Origin of the sequence: Aquibacillus albus (assembly GCF_016908325.1) — a bacterium.
Classification (GTDB): Bacteria; Bacillota; Bacilli; order Bacillales; family Amphibacillaceae; genus Aquibacillus_A; species Aquibacillus_A albus.
Genome location: NZ_JAFBDR010000021.1, coordinates 50,312 through 63,765 on the forward strand (window position 1 = coordinate 50,312; position 13,454 = coordinate 63,765).

The following is a 13,454-nucleotide window of genomic DNA, read 5'->3' on the forward strand; positions in this document are numbered from 1 at the left end:
AGGGACACAATTTATGAAAAAACGAGCTTTGCTTAGTGTGTCAGATAAAAGTCAGTTAGTGGAATTTGCAACAGAACTAGATAAACTTGGCTATGAGTTAGTTTCAACAGGTGGTACGTTAAAGAAATTACAATCTGCTGGGCTTCCTGCTATTTCCATTTCAGAGGTAACGAATTTTGATGAAATTATGGATGGACGTGTAAAAACACTACACCCGAATGTCCATGCAGGTCTTTTAGCAAAACGTGATGATGAGAGTCATCTACAGCAATTAGAAGAGCGCGATATTTCTCCGATTGATATTGTCGTTGTTAACCTTTATCCATTTAAACAAACGATTGAACAAGAAGGCGTTACGGAGGAGCAAGCGATTGAAAACATTGACATTGGCGGTCCGACAATGCTTCGTTCTGCTGCGAAAAACTTTCAGGCAGTTACGGTCATTGTTGACCCTGCTGACTACATGCCAGCAGTGGAACAATTAAAATCAGGCAATTCGTCCGTAGAATTTCGTAAACAGCTTGCAGCTAAAGTGTTTAGGCATACAGCTAATTACGATGCAATGATTGGAAATTACTTTACAACCATTACAGAACAGCAAGATCCTGAAACGTACACAGCAACTTATGAAAAAGTTCAGTCCTTGCGTTATGGAGAAAATCCTCATCAAAAGGCTGCCTTTTATAAGGAACCAATTGTCAAAGGTGCATCACTGGCTAACGCAAAGCAGCTTCACGGTAAGGAGTTATCCTACAACAATATCCAAGATGCAAATGCTGCATTAGAAATAGTCCTTGAATTTAGTGAACCAGCAGCCGTTGCGGTTAAGCACATGAATCCATGTGGTGTTGGAATTGGTCAAACGATTTCACAGGCATATGCAAAAGCGTATGAAGCAGATCCGGTTTCCATTTTCGGTGGAATTGTAGCGTTAAATCGTGAAGTGGATGCTGAGACAGCGAATCAATTAAAAGAAATTTTCCTAGAAATAGTCATCGCACCATCCTTCTCAGAGGAAGCGATTGAAATTTTAACAGTGAAACCAAATATTAGATTGCTGGAAACACCGATAGAAACTGCTACTTCTAACGATAAAAAGGTGGTTAGTGTGCTTGGAGGATTACTTGTACAAGACAAGGACTTTGGCACGATTACTGCAGATGATGTAACGATTCCGACAGAAAGAAAACCAGATGAGGAAGAGTTAGCAGAACTATTATTTGCTTGGAAGGTTGTTAAGCATGTGAAGTCCAATGCGATTGTTGTTGCAAAAGGTGATCAAACACTTGGTGTTGGAGCTGGTCAAATGAATCGTGTCGGAGCTGCAGCTATTGCGTTAGAGCAAGCTGGTGACAAGGCAAAAGGAGCAGTGATGTCATCCGATGCATTCTTCCCAATGCCTGATACAGTGGAAACAGCAGCTAAAGCTGGAATCAAAGCAATCATCCAGCCGGGTGGTTCAAAGCGTGATCAAGATTCCATTGATGCTTGTAATGAGCACGGAATTGTTATGGTGTTTACTGGCATGCGCCACTTTAAACACTAAGAAGTTGAAAGGTTCAGCAAAACCATTAAACAAAGTGAGAAGTTAAGTTTTCCTAATGAGAGAGGGATATGATGAAAGTACTAGTTGTTGGTAGTGGTGGACGAGAGCATAGTATAGTGAAAAAATTAGCAGAAAGTGATCAGGTTTCCAGCATCTATGCTGCACCTGGGAATGGTGGCATTGAACAAGATGCCACTTGTGTAAACATTGGTGATAGCCAAATTGAAGAATTAGTTGCTTATGCAAAAGATAATGCGGTTGACTGGACGATTGTTGGCCCGGAAGTTCCGTTGAACGCTGGAATTGTTAATGCTTTTCAGAAGGAAGGATTGAAAATTTTCGGTCCTAAGGAAGAGGCTGCGCTAATTGAAGGAAGCAAGGATTTTGCAAAAGGATTTATGAAAAAGTATCAGATTCCGACTGCAGCATATCAAACTTTTTCAGATGTGGATGAAGCGAAGCAGTATATTGAAAAGCAGGGGGCACCAATCGTTATCAAGGCAGATGGATTGGCTGCTGGTAAAGGGGTAGTAGTTGCGACTACTGTTAGACAAGCGTTAGATGCGGTTGAAAATATGCTTGTCGAAAATCAATTCGGTGATGCCGGCAGTAGGGTTGTAATCGAAGAGTTTCTTGATGGAAAAGAATTTTCGTTAATGGCTTTTGTTAATGGTGAAGATGTCTATCCAATGGTGCCTGCTCGTGATCATAAGCGTGCCTTTGACAATGATGAAGGTCCAAACACTGGTGGGATGGGAGCATATGCACCAGTGCCGGATTTAGCAAAGGAAAACGTCGATATTGCTATTGAAAAAATTTTAAAGCCGACAGTAAAAGGTATGGTTCAGGAAGGTCGCTCCTTTACTGGCGTGTTATATGCAGGTTTAATCGAAACTGATCAAGGCCCGAAAGTGATCGAGTTTAACGCTCGACTAGGTGACCCTGAAACACAGGTAGTTCTTCCGTTATTGGAGAATGATCTGATTCAGGTTGTGCAGGATGTAGTCGAAGGGAAAGATCCACAGCTGAAGTGGAAGGACGAATATTGCATTGGAACAGTCGTTGCTTCCAAAGGCTACCCTGGTTCTTATGAGAAAAATGTACAGTTGCCTTCTGTTGTAGAAGAAGACGGTAGCTTCGTTATCCACGCAGGTACGAAGAAAGAGGATGACGGCTTTGTTTCTAGTGGAGGAAGAGTGCTGTTAGTTGGATCGGTACAAAAACAACAACAGCAAGCACAGGAACAAGTGTATAAGTATTTAACACGCTTTGATAACAAGGATGATTTTTTCTATCGAAGTGATATTGGTTTTAGTACCGGGAAATAGGTTGGAAAACGTGTGACCGTTGGTGGTTGCACGTTTTTTTGGTGTGAAAACCTCTCAAAATTGGGTAATATTTTCTTGTTATACATGGTAGTTTCGATTATAGTAGATATATTATTGAAGGAGGGATGTGGTTAAGATTCGATCTGAACCATTGGAATTAAAAACATTACAATGTTTAAGGGTAAGAATGGAACTCTCAGAACAAGAAGAACAGAATTTATTGAACCTCCAGCAAGGCTATCGTGGGGAATGTGCTTTTGATAGACGCGTAGAAAATTTAGGTAATCATTGTATTATTTTAAATGATTTGCTGTTAGAGCATAGTAATACGATGTTTCAGTTGGATTCACTTTTCATCACACAACAAAAAATCTACCTGTTTGAAGTGAAGAACTATGAAGGAGATTATTACGTTGACGGCGATCGATGGTACATGAAATCTGGCAAAGAAGTTAAAAACCCCTTGCTTCAGTTAAAGCGAAGTGAAACACTCCTGCGGCAGGTACTCCAGCAATTGAAAATTAACCTCCCTGTTGAATCCTACTTGGTTATGATTAACCCTCACTTTTTTCTTTATAATACTCCGATAGATCTTCCTATTTTATTTCATTCACAACTAAATCGTTTTTTAAGTAAATTAAAGACGAATCTATTTCCATTAAACAAGAATCACAAAACATTGGCAGAACTACTAAGAGCGATACACATTGAAAAATCTCCTTATGTGCGCATACCAGATTATACTTTTGAGGGATTGAGAAAAGGGATTTTTTGTAATGGATGTGGGCGGCCGATGGAAAAGGTTAATAGGGTATTTGTAAGGTGTAGGGGATGTAATTGTGAGGAAGTTATTGATACAAGCATTGTTAGAAGCTTGGGGGAGTATAAGTTACTTTTTCCGGATCGGAAAATTACCACGAATGGAGTGTATGATTGGTGTGGTGGTTTGATTTCAAGGTATATAATAAGGAGGATATTGGTAAAGGAGTATGATCTGGTAGGAAACAGTAAAAATTCTTATTTTATTAAAAAAGAATAAGCTTAGTTTGATTTAGATGAGACTTACGGAAGTGAGCAGAGGTTAATTCATGCAGTTCATCAAGGAAAAAGGCAATGAATTAAACGAAAGAGCAAGATTCGTGCAATTCATCAAGGAAAAAGGTAATGAATTAAACGAAAGAGCAAGATTCGTGCAGTTCATCAAGGAAAAAGGCAATGAATTAAACGAAAGAGCAAGATGCGTTCAGTTCATCAAGGAAAAAGGCAATGAATTAAACGAAAGAGCAAGATTCATGCAGTTCATCAAGGAAAAAGGTAATGAATTAAACGAAAGCTCATGTTAAGTGCGGTGACCTCGGAAAAGGGAGTGAATTAGTTCCTATTTCCAAAGCAAAACAGAGAAGTGCCACAAACTTATCTGCGGCACTTCAAATTAAGACAATACCACACCAAATTTTTCAATCAAATCCTTTAAAGTCGGTCGTTGATTACCATCTCTACCAACGACATGGGTAGCAGTAATTAATGAATTTAACACAGCTTCTTCTGTCGCCTCTCCTACAGCCCGAAAAGCACCATCAATGTCTTCATCATGAATCGTTTTTATAGATAAACAGCTCCTTGGTTTATCATGCGGAATTCTGTTAGCGGTAGAAAAACCGATAGCAATTTCACCACTACCATTTGTAATTATTGTTCCTGTCCTTGATAGCCCCGTTACCGTTCGCTTTAGAATTCGATTTAATTGTCTTTCGGAAACAGGCAGGTCGGTTGCAACGATCATCATAACGGAGCCCTTGTCCTCTAATTCGCCTGATTCAAGGAGAGCATCCTTTAACCGCAAGCCAATCGGGTTTCCGTTTATTCGCAAATCGCGCAGGATGCCAAAGTTAGTGAGAGCTAATACTCCTAGCGTATATGTACCGTGATTTAGCTCCATCGTTCTAGATGCAGATCCAATCCCGCCCTTTAAAGAGTAGCATAGCATTCCTGTACCTGCTCCGACTGTTCCTTCCTGAAATTCCGATGAAGCATTATTTAAAGCTTCCCATACGTGGTCCTTACGGATAAACTTTGCTCGAATATCGTTAAGGAACATATCGTTACATTCTCCGATAACAGGATTTACTGTACCTGTTGTTCGTCCTATTTCAGGATTTTGTTCGAGAATGTGATCGATTAGTGCATCAGAAGCTGTTCCGACATTTAATGTATTGGTTAGCAAAATAGGTGTCTCCAGTGTACCTAACTCCTGCATTTGAATCGAACCCATTGTTTTCCCGAATCCATTAATGACATGAGTGGAAGCAATTAATTTCTCTCTAAATATATTGCCTTGATGGGGTAAAACCGCAGTCACCCCAGTTTGCATGTCACCTTTACTTAATGTGACATGTCCGACTGTAACCCCTTTTACATCCGTAATTGCATTATATTGTCCAGGCTTTAATTCACCTATTTTAACTCCGTAGTCCTGCATTCTTTTTTGGTTGTACATATTGATCCCCTCTTCAAGTAGTAATGGCTTACTCTACAACCTAAGTTATACATCGAGGGAGCAAGCCGTATGCATTAGTAACATTTCCTCCTTGATTTTATCACAAGAAGGGGATCGAACTCTCAGGCTTTGAAGCTTAAAAATTTTAAAAATCAGCTTTGTTTTCTTAGCTTTTGAATAATAGTTGTAACTGGACAATACCTTACGATTCCTTCAGCAACTTTCATAGCTGCCAAAATAGTTAAAATGATGTTTCCAGTTTGCCTCGAACGCTTAATCATGTTACAACAGGCTATAGTTAAAAAAGTTAATCCACAAGTGATACGAGCCAATGCATTTAAAATTCCAATGTTTTGTTTTATCAATTTTGTGACAATCCTTTCATAATGAATGCGTTTACAACGTTTGTGTGATACGATAAAAGAAATTGTTTTAAAGAGGAGACTTCTTATCATGAATGAGCATCTATATCGTTGGAGAAACCGAGAGCTAAGAGAACATGTTTCTGTTATCGATGGAACAATTTCTCCTACTCTATTGCTTAAAAATGCAATGTATTTAAATGTTTTTTTAAAACAATGGGTGCAAGCCCATATTTGGATATACCAAGACCGAATCGTCTATGTTGGTGACCGTTTACCGGATAATCTAGAACGTACAGAGATTGTTAACTGTGAAGGACAATATGTTGTACCAGGTTATATTGAGCCACATGCTCATCCATTTCAACTATATAATCCCCATGAGCTAGCAGAATATGCAGCTTTTTCAGGAACAACAACACTTATGAATGATAATTTAATGTGGCTTTATTTAACGAGTCAATCGAGTGCATTTTCATTATTGGACGACTTTACAAAGCTGCCAGTATCGATGTATTGGTGGGCTCGTTTTGATTCTCAATCTGTTCATCAAGAAGAGCAAGAGATGTTTCATAATGTAAATATAGAGAAGTGGATGAATCACCCAGCTGTAATACAAGGTGGAGAGTTAACCTCCTGGCCGCAAGTACTAGCAGATGACGATCGTATTTTATTTTTGATGCAAGAAGCAAGAAGGTTAGGTATGCCGATTGAAGGCCATTTTCCTGGTGCATCTGAAAAAACATTGGTAAAAATGAAGCTGTTAGGTACAAGTGCAGACCATGAATCAATGACTGGTAAGGAAGTTATTGACAGGCTTCGAATTGGGTATCAAGTAGGATTGCGTTATTCGTCTATTCGTCCAGATTTACCGAAGCTTCTGGCTGAAATTCATGAGCTTGGTGTACAAGATTATAGTTTATTAACCATGACGACGGATGGATCTACCCCATCCTTTTATAAAAATGGTGTCATGAATCAATGTATTAAAATCGCCCTTGAACAAGGGGTCCCAGAAATTGAGGCATACATGATGGCTAGCTTTTATGCAGCGAAACATTTTAATATGCATGAACGTCTTGGAGGCATTGCACCAGGAAGAGTCGCCCATTTAAATATTTTAGAAGCAAAAGATAATCCAACTCCTATTTCTGTGATTGCTAAAGGAAAGTGGATGAAGAGGGATGGGAAACACATTCCTTTTAAAAATAAGATAGATTGGGGAAAGTATGAAATAGAACCACTGTCTATTAATTGGGATATTGATGAACGGGATTTACAGTTTTCTATGCCAATCGGTTTGAATATGGTAAATGACGTTATTATTAAACCGTATGCAATTTCTATTGATGCCAATATAGATAAAATTCAAGGAACAGGTGATGAATCTTTCTTAATGCTCGTAGATCGTCATGGTAAATGGCGTGTTAACACGATGATTAAAGGATTTACGAATTCACTTGGAGGATTAGTAAGCTCCTATTCTACTACCGGAGATATTGTTTTTATTGGTAAATCCAAAAGTGATTTAATCATCGCATTTAACCGGATGAAAGAAATTGGTGGAGGAATCGTGTTAGTTAATGATGGTCAGGTCGTTTTTGAACTACCATTACGGTTATCTGGAATGATGTATGATGGAAAGATGGAAGATTTAATTAAGCTGGATGAGCAATTAAAGGAAACATTGAAAAGCTTTGGCTACAAATATATAGACCCACCTTATAATTTATTGTTTTTGTCTTCCATGCACCTACCATTTATTAGAATTACCCCACAAGGAATTGTAGATGTGAAAAAGAAACAGATACTATTCCCTGCTATCATGAGATGAATTTGGTATAATCAGAAAAAGAGAGAAAAATATGGATAGGATGTGGGGGATAATGAGAAAAGAATGGCGATTCATTCAAGTCGTATTTGGGTTGCTAGTACTTTTATTGGTAATAGCAGCTTGTGGTAATAATGATCAAGTTTCGGAAACGGATGATGAACAAAGTACGGATGACGCCGTAATGAAAGAAACAGAAAGTAACGTAGAGCAAGAGTCAGAGCCTGCCCCTGATCCTGAGCCGGTAGAAGAGACTTTTGAGAACGTGTCTCCGTTAACAGGGGTAGGCACAAACGATCCCATTGATGATCGGATTGTAGCAGTTATGGTAAATAACCATCCAAGTGCTCGACCGCAAACAGGATTGACGGAAGCAGATATTGTTTTTGAAATTTTAGCAGAAGGCAATATAACTAGACTGATGGCTTTGTTCCAAAGTGAGAAGCCAGAGGTTGTAGGCCCTGTAAGAAGTGCTCGACCTTACTATTTTCATTTAGCAGATGATTATGGAGCACTTTATGTCTATCATGGTGCTGCTTTTTTTATTGAAGAAATGTTAAAGGCTGGTGCTGCAGACAATATAAATGGCGCCTACTATGATAACGATGGACATTTATTCAAACGTGCAGATTTCCGTGTAGCTCCACATAACTCTTATCTACAATTTGGTGCAGTTTACCAAGTTGCAGAGGGAATAGGGTATGAAGTAAAAACGGATCAGCATATCTCTTTAGAGTTTTTGTCAGAAACAGAGAGTGAATCTATCTCGGGTGAACAAGCCGAAGAAATTAGTATTTCCTATACGAACACTCCTGTTAGGTATTTGTATGATTCGGAAAAACAGTTATATACTCGATATAATGGTGATAGCCAAACGGTAGATTTGGAAACGGAAGAAGAAGTGCGGCTAGATAACCTGTTTATAGTTGAAGCGCACCACCAAGTAATAGATGATGCTGGACGTAGAGAAATTGACCTTCAATCTGGTGGAGATGCTTACCTTATTCAGAAAGGTAAAGTGAAAAAAGTTCAATGGAAGAATGTGGACGGAGTTATTTTGCCATTTAATGGTGAAGAACAATTAAAATTTGTGCCTGGGAAAACGTGGGTAAATGTTATACCAACTAGCTCTGGTTTAGAAACTGCTGTTTCGATTGAGTAGAGCAATGTGAGAGGTGATCTGCAATGCAATTGGATAAATTACGTGGAGAAGAGCTAGATCAATTATTTGATGCAATTCTTACATTGAAGGATAGAGAAGAATGCTATCGTTTTTTTGATGATATTGCTACCATAAGTGAAATTCAATCGTTAGCACAACGTTTACAAGTGGCAAAAATGCTTAGACAAGGCTATACCTATACAACGATTGTAAAAGAATCAAGTGCTTCCACCACTACGATATCTCGTGTGAAGCGGTGCTTGAATTATGGAAATGACGGATATCAAATGGTCCTTGATCGACTTGATGTAGAGAAAGATAAAGAACAAGATTGAAGATGTAGGATTGGGGCTTTTTAAATGTAAGAGAACCAATCGACCATCTTTTTCTGTTATATACCGATAAGGGGGATTTTGAAATGGTTCGGTTCGGTGTGATAGGGACAAATTGGATAACAGAAAGTTTTATTCAAGCAGCTTCCGAAGTAGAAGATTTTCAATTAACTGCTGTTTATTCTAGAACAGAGGATCGAGCACAGGAATTTGCAAACAAATGGAATATTGACAATACCTTTACTGAATTGGAAAAGTTCGCCACATCTGATCAAGTTGATGCGGTTTATATAGCGAGTCCAAATGCTATGCATGCGGATCAAGCGATTCTTTGTATGAAAAGTGGGAAGCATGTATTAGTTGAAAAAGCGATGGCATCAAACCAGCAAGAAGTAGAGCAAATGATACAAACAGCAAAAGATAACAAGGTACTATTAATGGAAGCATTAAAAACAACTCATTTGCCTTCTTTTCATCTAATTAGAGAAAATCTTCATAAAATTGGTAAGGTTCGTCGGTATTTTGCTAGCTTTTGTCAATATTCTTCCAGATATGATGCGTATAAGGAAGGTAAAGTACTCAATGCGTTTAAGCCTGAACTATCTAACGGTTCATTAATGGATATTGGAATTTATTGTGTATATCCAATGGTAGCTTTGTTTGGAGAACCGGATAACGTACAAGCAAGCTGTTATATGCTGGAATCCGGAGTAGATGGTCAAGGAAATATCCTGTTTGATTACGAAGAAGATGGGATCAATGGTTTAGTGATGTACTCAAAGATTTCGAACTCTTATGTCCCTTCTGAAATTCAAGGTGAGAATGGAAGTATTATCATCGATAAAATTAGTGAACTTTCACATGTTGAAATAAAATATAATGATGGATCCGTGGAAAAACTAGAGGTAGAACAGAAAAGTAACACCATGTTTTATGAGGCACAGCATTTTGTTCAATTAATTCAGACAGGAAAATTGGAGTCTGATGTGAACTCTTATTTCAATTCTTTAACGACTGCAAAGATTCTTGAGGATGCAAGAAAACAGATCGGACTTACTTTTCCGGCAGATAAACGCTAATATTATCTTGTTTCAGGTCAACTACATACAAGACAGATTAGATGGAGAAGAGCTTGGATATTCGAAGCTCTTCCTCTATCATTCTCTTCAATATAGGACGCTTCATTGTAATATCAGACTTAGAAAAAGGACCTCATTTCCAACCACAAAATTCTCTTCCTAACTTTCACTAACTTCCCATTCATTCTATGACTAATTTTTTGCTATAATGTATAGGTGATTAAGAAATAGTAAGCCAAACGAGATAAATGGTTTAATTGGATAACCTCATATTTTAGAAGGTTGGTTATAAGTATTGGAGGAAAAAACGTGTATAACGTAAAGGAATGGGAACACGTATTTAAATTAGATCCCAATAAAGAGATTTCAGATGAAAATTTAGAAAAAATATGTGAGTCTGGGACAGATGCAATCATTGTAGGGGGAACAGACCATGTTACGTTAGACGGTGTATTACATCTGCTTAGTAGAGTTCGCCGATACACTGTTCCGTGTGTACTTGAGGTTTCGAATATAGAGTCTATTACACCTGGGTATGATTATTATTTTGTTCCGATGGTTTTCAATAGTGGAAGCAAGAAGTGGATGTTGGATGTTCAGCATCAAGCAGTAAAAGAATATGGAAATGTCATAAATTGGAATGAGTTGTTTGTAGAAGGCTATTGTATTATGAATGAACGTGCAAAAGTATTTCAAAAAACGGACAGTTTTATTCCAGAAAGGGAAGATGTTATTGCCTATGCACAGATGGCTGAGCATATGTTCCAATTACCGTTTTTCTATTTAGAATATAGTGGGGAATATGGTGATCCAGATTTAGTTAAAGAAGTGAAAGGTCATCTCTCTAATACGCAACTAATCTATGGTGGAGGGATTGATTCAGAAGAACGTGCAGCAGAAATGGCTGCTATAGCAGATGTAGTCGTTATAGGAAATATCATTTATGATAATTTCAAACAGGCGTTAAGAACGGTGAAAGCAGTAAAAAAGTACTAGCCTACAACTTGCTGTCGGTTAAACCCCTTTTTATCTAACCGTGCGTGAACAACCTCTTAAACATAAAGTACAACTAAAGGTGGTGTCTTTGTGAGTCTGACAATGGGTGACTTACTAAAAGGATTGAATGAACAACAAAGAATAGCGGTTAAGCAAACAGATGGCCCCTTGTTAATTATGGCAGGGGCAGGAAGTGGAAAAACACGCGTCCTTACACATCGAATCGCTTATCTACTTAGTGAAAAAGAAGTATCGCCTCGCAGTATTTTAGCGATAACTTTTACAAATAAAGCAGCACGAGAAATGAAGGATAGAGTATATCGCCTAGTTGGTGCGGAAGGGTCGGATATTTGGGTATCAACCTTTCACTCCATGTGCGTACGTATTCTAAGAAGAGATATTGATCGTATTGGAATTAATCGTAACTTTTCTATCCTGGATAGTGGAGATCAATTAACCGTTATAAAAAACGTATTAAAAGATAAAAATATTGATCCAAAAAAATTTGAACCCCGAGCAATGCTAGGGGCAATCAGTGCTGCAAAAAATGAATTAATTACTCCCGAAGAATATAGTAAGCAGGTTGGTAATTTTTATGAACGGCAAATTGCAGAAGTTTATGAAGGCTATCAAAAAGTGTTAACAAAAAATCAGTCATTAGATTTTGACGATTTAATTATGCAGACAATCCGTTTATTTGATCGATTACCCGAGGTGTTAGAATATTACCAACGTCGTTTTCAATATATTCATGTCGATGAGTATCAGGATACAAACCACGCTCAATATTATTTAGTGAAGCAGTTGGCAGCTAAATTCAAGAACCTTTGCGTTGTTGGTGACTCTGATCAGTCGATTTACCGCTGGAGAGGTGCAGATATTCAAAATATCCTTTCTTTTGAAAAGGATTATCCAAATGCAGCAGTTGTTATGCTGGAGCAAAATTATCGCTCAACAAAGTCTATTCTCCAGGCCGCAAATAGTGTCATAGAGAATAATACAGGACGAAAGCCTAAAAAACTTTGGACAGATAATGATGAGGGAACAAAAATTCATTATTATCAAGCGTCAACAGAACAAGAGGAAGGGTTATTTGTCGCAAATACAATCGAGGAGTATATTACTGACAATAAATATACCTATCAGGATATCGCTATTTTATATCGAACGAATGCGCAATCGAGATCAATAGAGGAAACATTTGTCAAAGCTAATATTCCATATCAAATGATTGGTGGAACTAAGTTCTATGATCGAAAAGAGATTAAAGACATGCTTGCATACTTACGGCTTATTGTTAACCCGGATGATGATTTAAGCTTTGCTAGAGTGGTAAATGAACCAAAACGAGGGGTAGGAAAGACTTCGTTGGAGAAGCTGCAGAATTATGCTGCTGATCAAGGAATATCATTGTATACTGCTGTTCAAGAAGTAGATTTTGCTGGAGTTAGTGCAAAAGCGGCAAAATCATTAGCGGAATTTGGAGCGTTAATTCGTAACTGGACAGCCCAACAGGAATTTCTTACTGCCACAGACATGGTTGAAGAGGTAATCAAACGGACAGGCTATGAACAAATGTTGCTCAATGAACGTAGTATCGAAGCGCAAAGTAGATTGGAAAACTTAGAGGAGTTTAAGACAGTTACCAAATACTTTGAGAAAAATAATGAAGACAAAACATTGGTTGCCTTTTTAACCGATTTGGCACTAATTGCCGATATTGATCGAATGGATGAAGACGATGCAAGTGATGAAAAAGTGACGATGATGACATTGCATGGTGCTAAGGGATTAGAGTTTCCTGTTGTGTTCTTAATTGGCATGGAGGAGAATGTTTTTCCGCATAGTCGATCAATGATGGACGAAGAAGAAATGGAAGAAGAGCGTCGTCTTGCTTATGTTGGTATTACAAGAGCTGAGCAGCAGTTGCACCTTACACATGCCAAGATGCGTACCCTGTTTGGTAAAACGAATATGAATCCGCTTAGTCGCTTTATCAATGAGATACCGGAGGATTTAGTTGATGGATTTGAGGAAGCAAAGCAGTCGATGTTTGGTTCTTTTGGCTCGCCTCAGCAAAAATCAGATATGTTTTCGGCTCCGAAAAAATCAGCAAAGCGCATCCAACCGAGAAAGACTACTGGTGGAGAAGCAATTGAATGGCAGGTTGGTGACAAAGCTGATCATAAAAAATGGGGAGAAGGAACTGTTGTGAAAGTAACTGGCGAAGGTGAAGCGATGGAATTGGATATAGCCTTTCCTGCCCCAATAGGAGTTAAAAGACTTCTAGCTAAATTTGCACCAATCACAAAAGCCTAGAT

Annotated in this window: 12 protein-coding genes; 10 read left to right on the top strand and 2 right to left on the bottom strand. The window is 38.3% G+C overall.

Going from position 1 to position 13,454, the window contains the following annotated elements; all coding sequences use genetic code 11:
- Positions 1–13 precede the first annotated feature (13 nt).
- The 4 genes from purH to JOC48_RS16200 all read left to right on the top strand — a co-directional run bounded on the left by purH (position 14) and on the right by JOC48_RS16200 (position 4,217).
- A complete protein-coding gene (gene purH / locus JOC48_RS16185; protein ID WP_204501459.1) occupies positions 14–1,546 on the top strand; it encodes a bifunctional phosphoribosylaminoimidazolecarboxamide formyltransferase/IMP cyclohydrolase in 1,533 nt (510 codons plus the stop codon).
- A 71-nt stretch (positions 1,547–1,617) separates the two neighbouring features.
- On the top strand, positions 1,618–2,874 hold the full coding sequence (gene purD, locus JOC48_RS16190; protein ID WP_204501460.1) for a phosphoribosylamine--glycine ligase: 1,257 nt from the start codon (positions 1,618–1,620) through the stop codon (positions 2,872–2,874).
- A 127-nt stretch (positions 2,875–3,001) separates the two neighbouring features.
- Positions 3,002–3,913 (top strand): NERD domain-containing protein, encoded by a 912-nt coding sequence (locus JOC48_RS16195; protein WP_204501461.1) that lies wholly within the window; start codon positions 3,002–3,004, stop codon positions 3,911–3,913.
- A 49-nt stretch (positions 3,914–3,962) separates the two neighbouring features.
- Positions 3,963–4,217, top strand: a complete 255-nt coding sequence (locus JOC48_RS16200; protein ID WP_204501462.1) for a hypothetical protein — start codon at positions 3,963–3,965, stop codon at positions 4,215–4,217.
- Positions 4,218–4,306: 89 nt separating this feature from the next.
- On the opposite strand, the gene JOC48_RS16205 is transcribed toward JOC48_RS16200, so the two are convergent.
- Both JOC48_RS16205 and JOC48_RS16210 read right to left on the bottom strand, forming a co-directional pair.
- Entirely contained in the window at positions 4,307–5,371 is a 1,065-nt protein-coding gene (locus tag JOC48_RS16205; RefSeq protein ID WP_204501463.1) for a DmpA family aminopeptidase, read from the bottom strand.
- Between the two features lie 152 nt (positions 5,372–5,523).
- Positions 5,524–5,736 carry a YgaP family membrane protein gene (locus tag JOC48_RS16210; protein ID WP_239584427.1) on the bottom strand — a complete coding sequence of 71 codons (213 nt, stop codon included), beginning with the start codon at positions 5,734–5,736 and terminating at the stop codon, positions 5,524–5,526.
- Between the two features lie 88 nt (positions 5,737–5,824).
- Here JOC48_RS16210 and JOC48_RS16215 point away from each other — a divergent pair, with 88 nt between their 5' ends.
- The 6 genes from JOC48_RS16215 (at position 5,825) to pcrA (ending at position 13,452) form a co-directional block, all read left to right on the top strand.
- The gene (locus JOC48_RS16215) at positions 5,825–7,567 is read left to right on the top strand and encodes an adenine deaminase C-terminal domain-containing protein (protein ID WP_204501465.1); all 1,743 of its coding nucleotides are present in this window, start codon (positions 5,825–5,827) and stop codon (positions 7,565–7,567) included.
- A 52-nt stretch (positions 7,568–7,619) separates the two neighbouring features.
- Complete coding sequence (locus JOC48_RS16220) at positions 7,620–8,726, top strand: DUF3048 domain-containing protein (RefSeq protein ID WP_204501466.1); 1,107 nt, start codon at positions 7,620–7,622, stop codon at positions 8,724–8,726.
- Between the two features lie 23 nt (positions 8,727–8,749).
- Positions 8,750–9,061, top strand: a complete 312-nt coding sequence (locus JOC48_RS16225) for a YerC/YecD family TrpR-related protein (protein ID WP_204501467.1) — start codon at positions 8,750–8,752, stop codon at positions 9,059–9,061.
- 83 nt (positions 9,062–9,144) lie between these two features.
- A complete protein-coding gene (locus JOC48_RS16230; protein WP_204501468.1) occupies positions 9,145–10,137 on the top strand; it encodes a Gfo/Idh/MocA family protein in 993 nt (330 codons plus the stop codon).
- A gap of 309 nt (positions 10,138–10,446) precedes the next feature.
- Positions 10,447–11,133 (top strand): heptaprenylglyceryl phosphate synthase, encoded by a 687-nt coding sequence (pcrB, locus tag JOC48_RS16235; protein ID WP_204501469.1) that lies wholly within the window; start codon positions 10,447–10,449, stop codon positions 11,131–11,133.
- A 102-nt stretch (positions 11,134–11,235) separates the two neighbouring features.
- Positions 11,236–13,452 (top strand): DNA helicase PcrA, encoded by a 2,217-nt coding sequence (gene pcrA / locus JOC48_RS16240; RefSeq protein WP_239584433.1) that lies wholly within the window; start codon positions 11,236–11,238, stop codon positions 13,450–13,452.
- The last annotated feature ends 2 nt before the right edge of the window (positions 13,453–13,454 follow it).

Bases quoted from the DNA above. Each gene is read 5' to 3' on its own strand.
- purH (WP_204501459.1), top strand. From the start codon at position 14: ATGAAAAAACGAGCTTTGCTTAGTGTGTCAGATAAAAGTCAGTTAGTG.
- purD (WP_204501460.1), top strand. From the start codon at position 1,618: ATGAAAGTACTAGTTGTTGGTAGTGGTGGACGAGAGCATAGTATAGTG.
- JOC48_RS16200 (WP_204501462.1), top strand. From the start codon at position 3,963: ATGCAGTTCATCAAGGAAAAAGGCAATGAATTAAACGAAAGAGCAAGA.
- JOC48_RS16205 (WP_204501463.1), bottom strand. From the start codon at position 5,371: ATGTACAACCAAAAAAGAATGCAGGACTACGGAGTTAAAATAGGTGAA.
- JOC48_RS16215 (WP_204501465.1), top strand. From the start codon at position 5,825: ATGAATGAGCATCTATATCGTTGGAGAAACCGAGAGCTAAGAGAACAT.
- JOC48_RS16220 (WP_204501466.1), top strand. From the start codon at position 7,620: ATGAGAAAAGAATGGCGATTCATTCAAGTCGTATTTGGGTTGCTAGTA.
- JOC48_RS16225 (WP_204501467.1), top strand. From the start codon at position 8,750: ATGCAATTGGATAAATTACGTGGAGAAGAGCTAGATCAATTATTTGAT.
- JOC48_RS16230 (WP_204501468.1), top strand. From the start codon at position 9,145: ATGGTTCGGTTCGGTGTGATAGGGACAAATTGGATAACAGAAAGTTTT.
- pcrA (WP_239584433.1), top strand. From the start codon at position 11,236: ATGGGTGACTTACTAAAAGGATTGAATGAACAACAAAGAATAGCGGTT.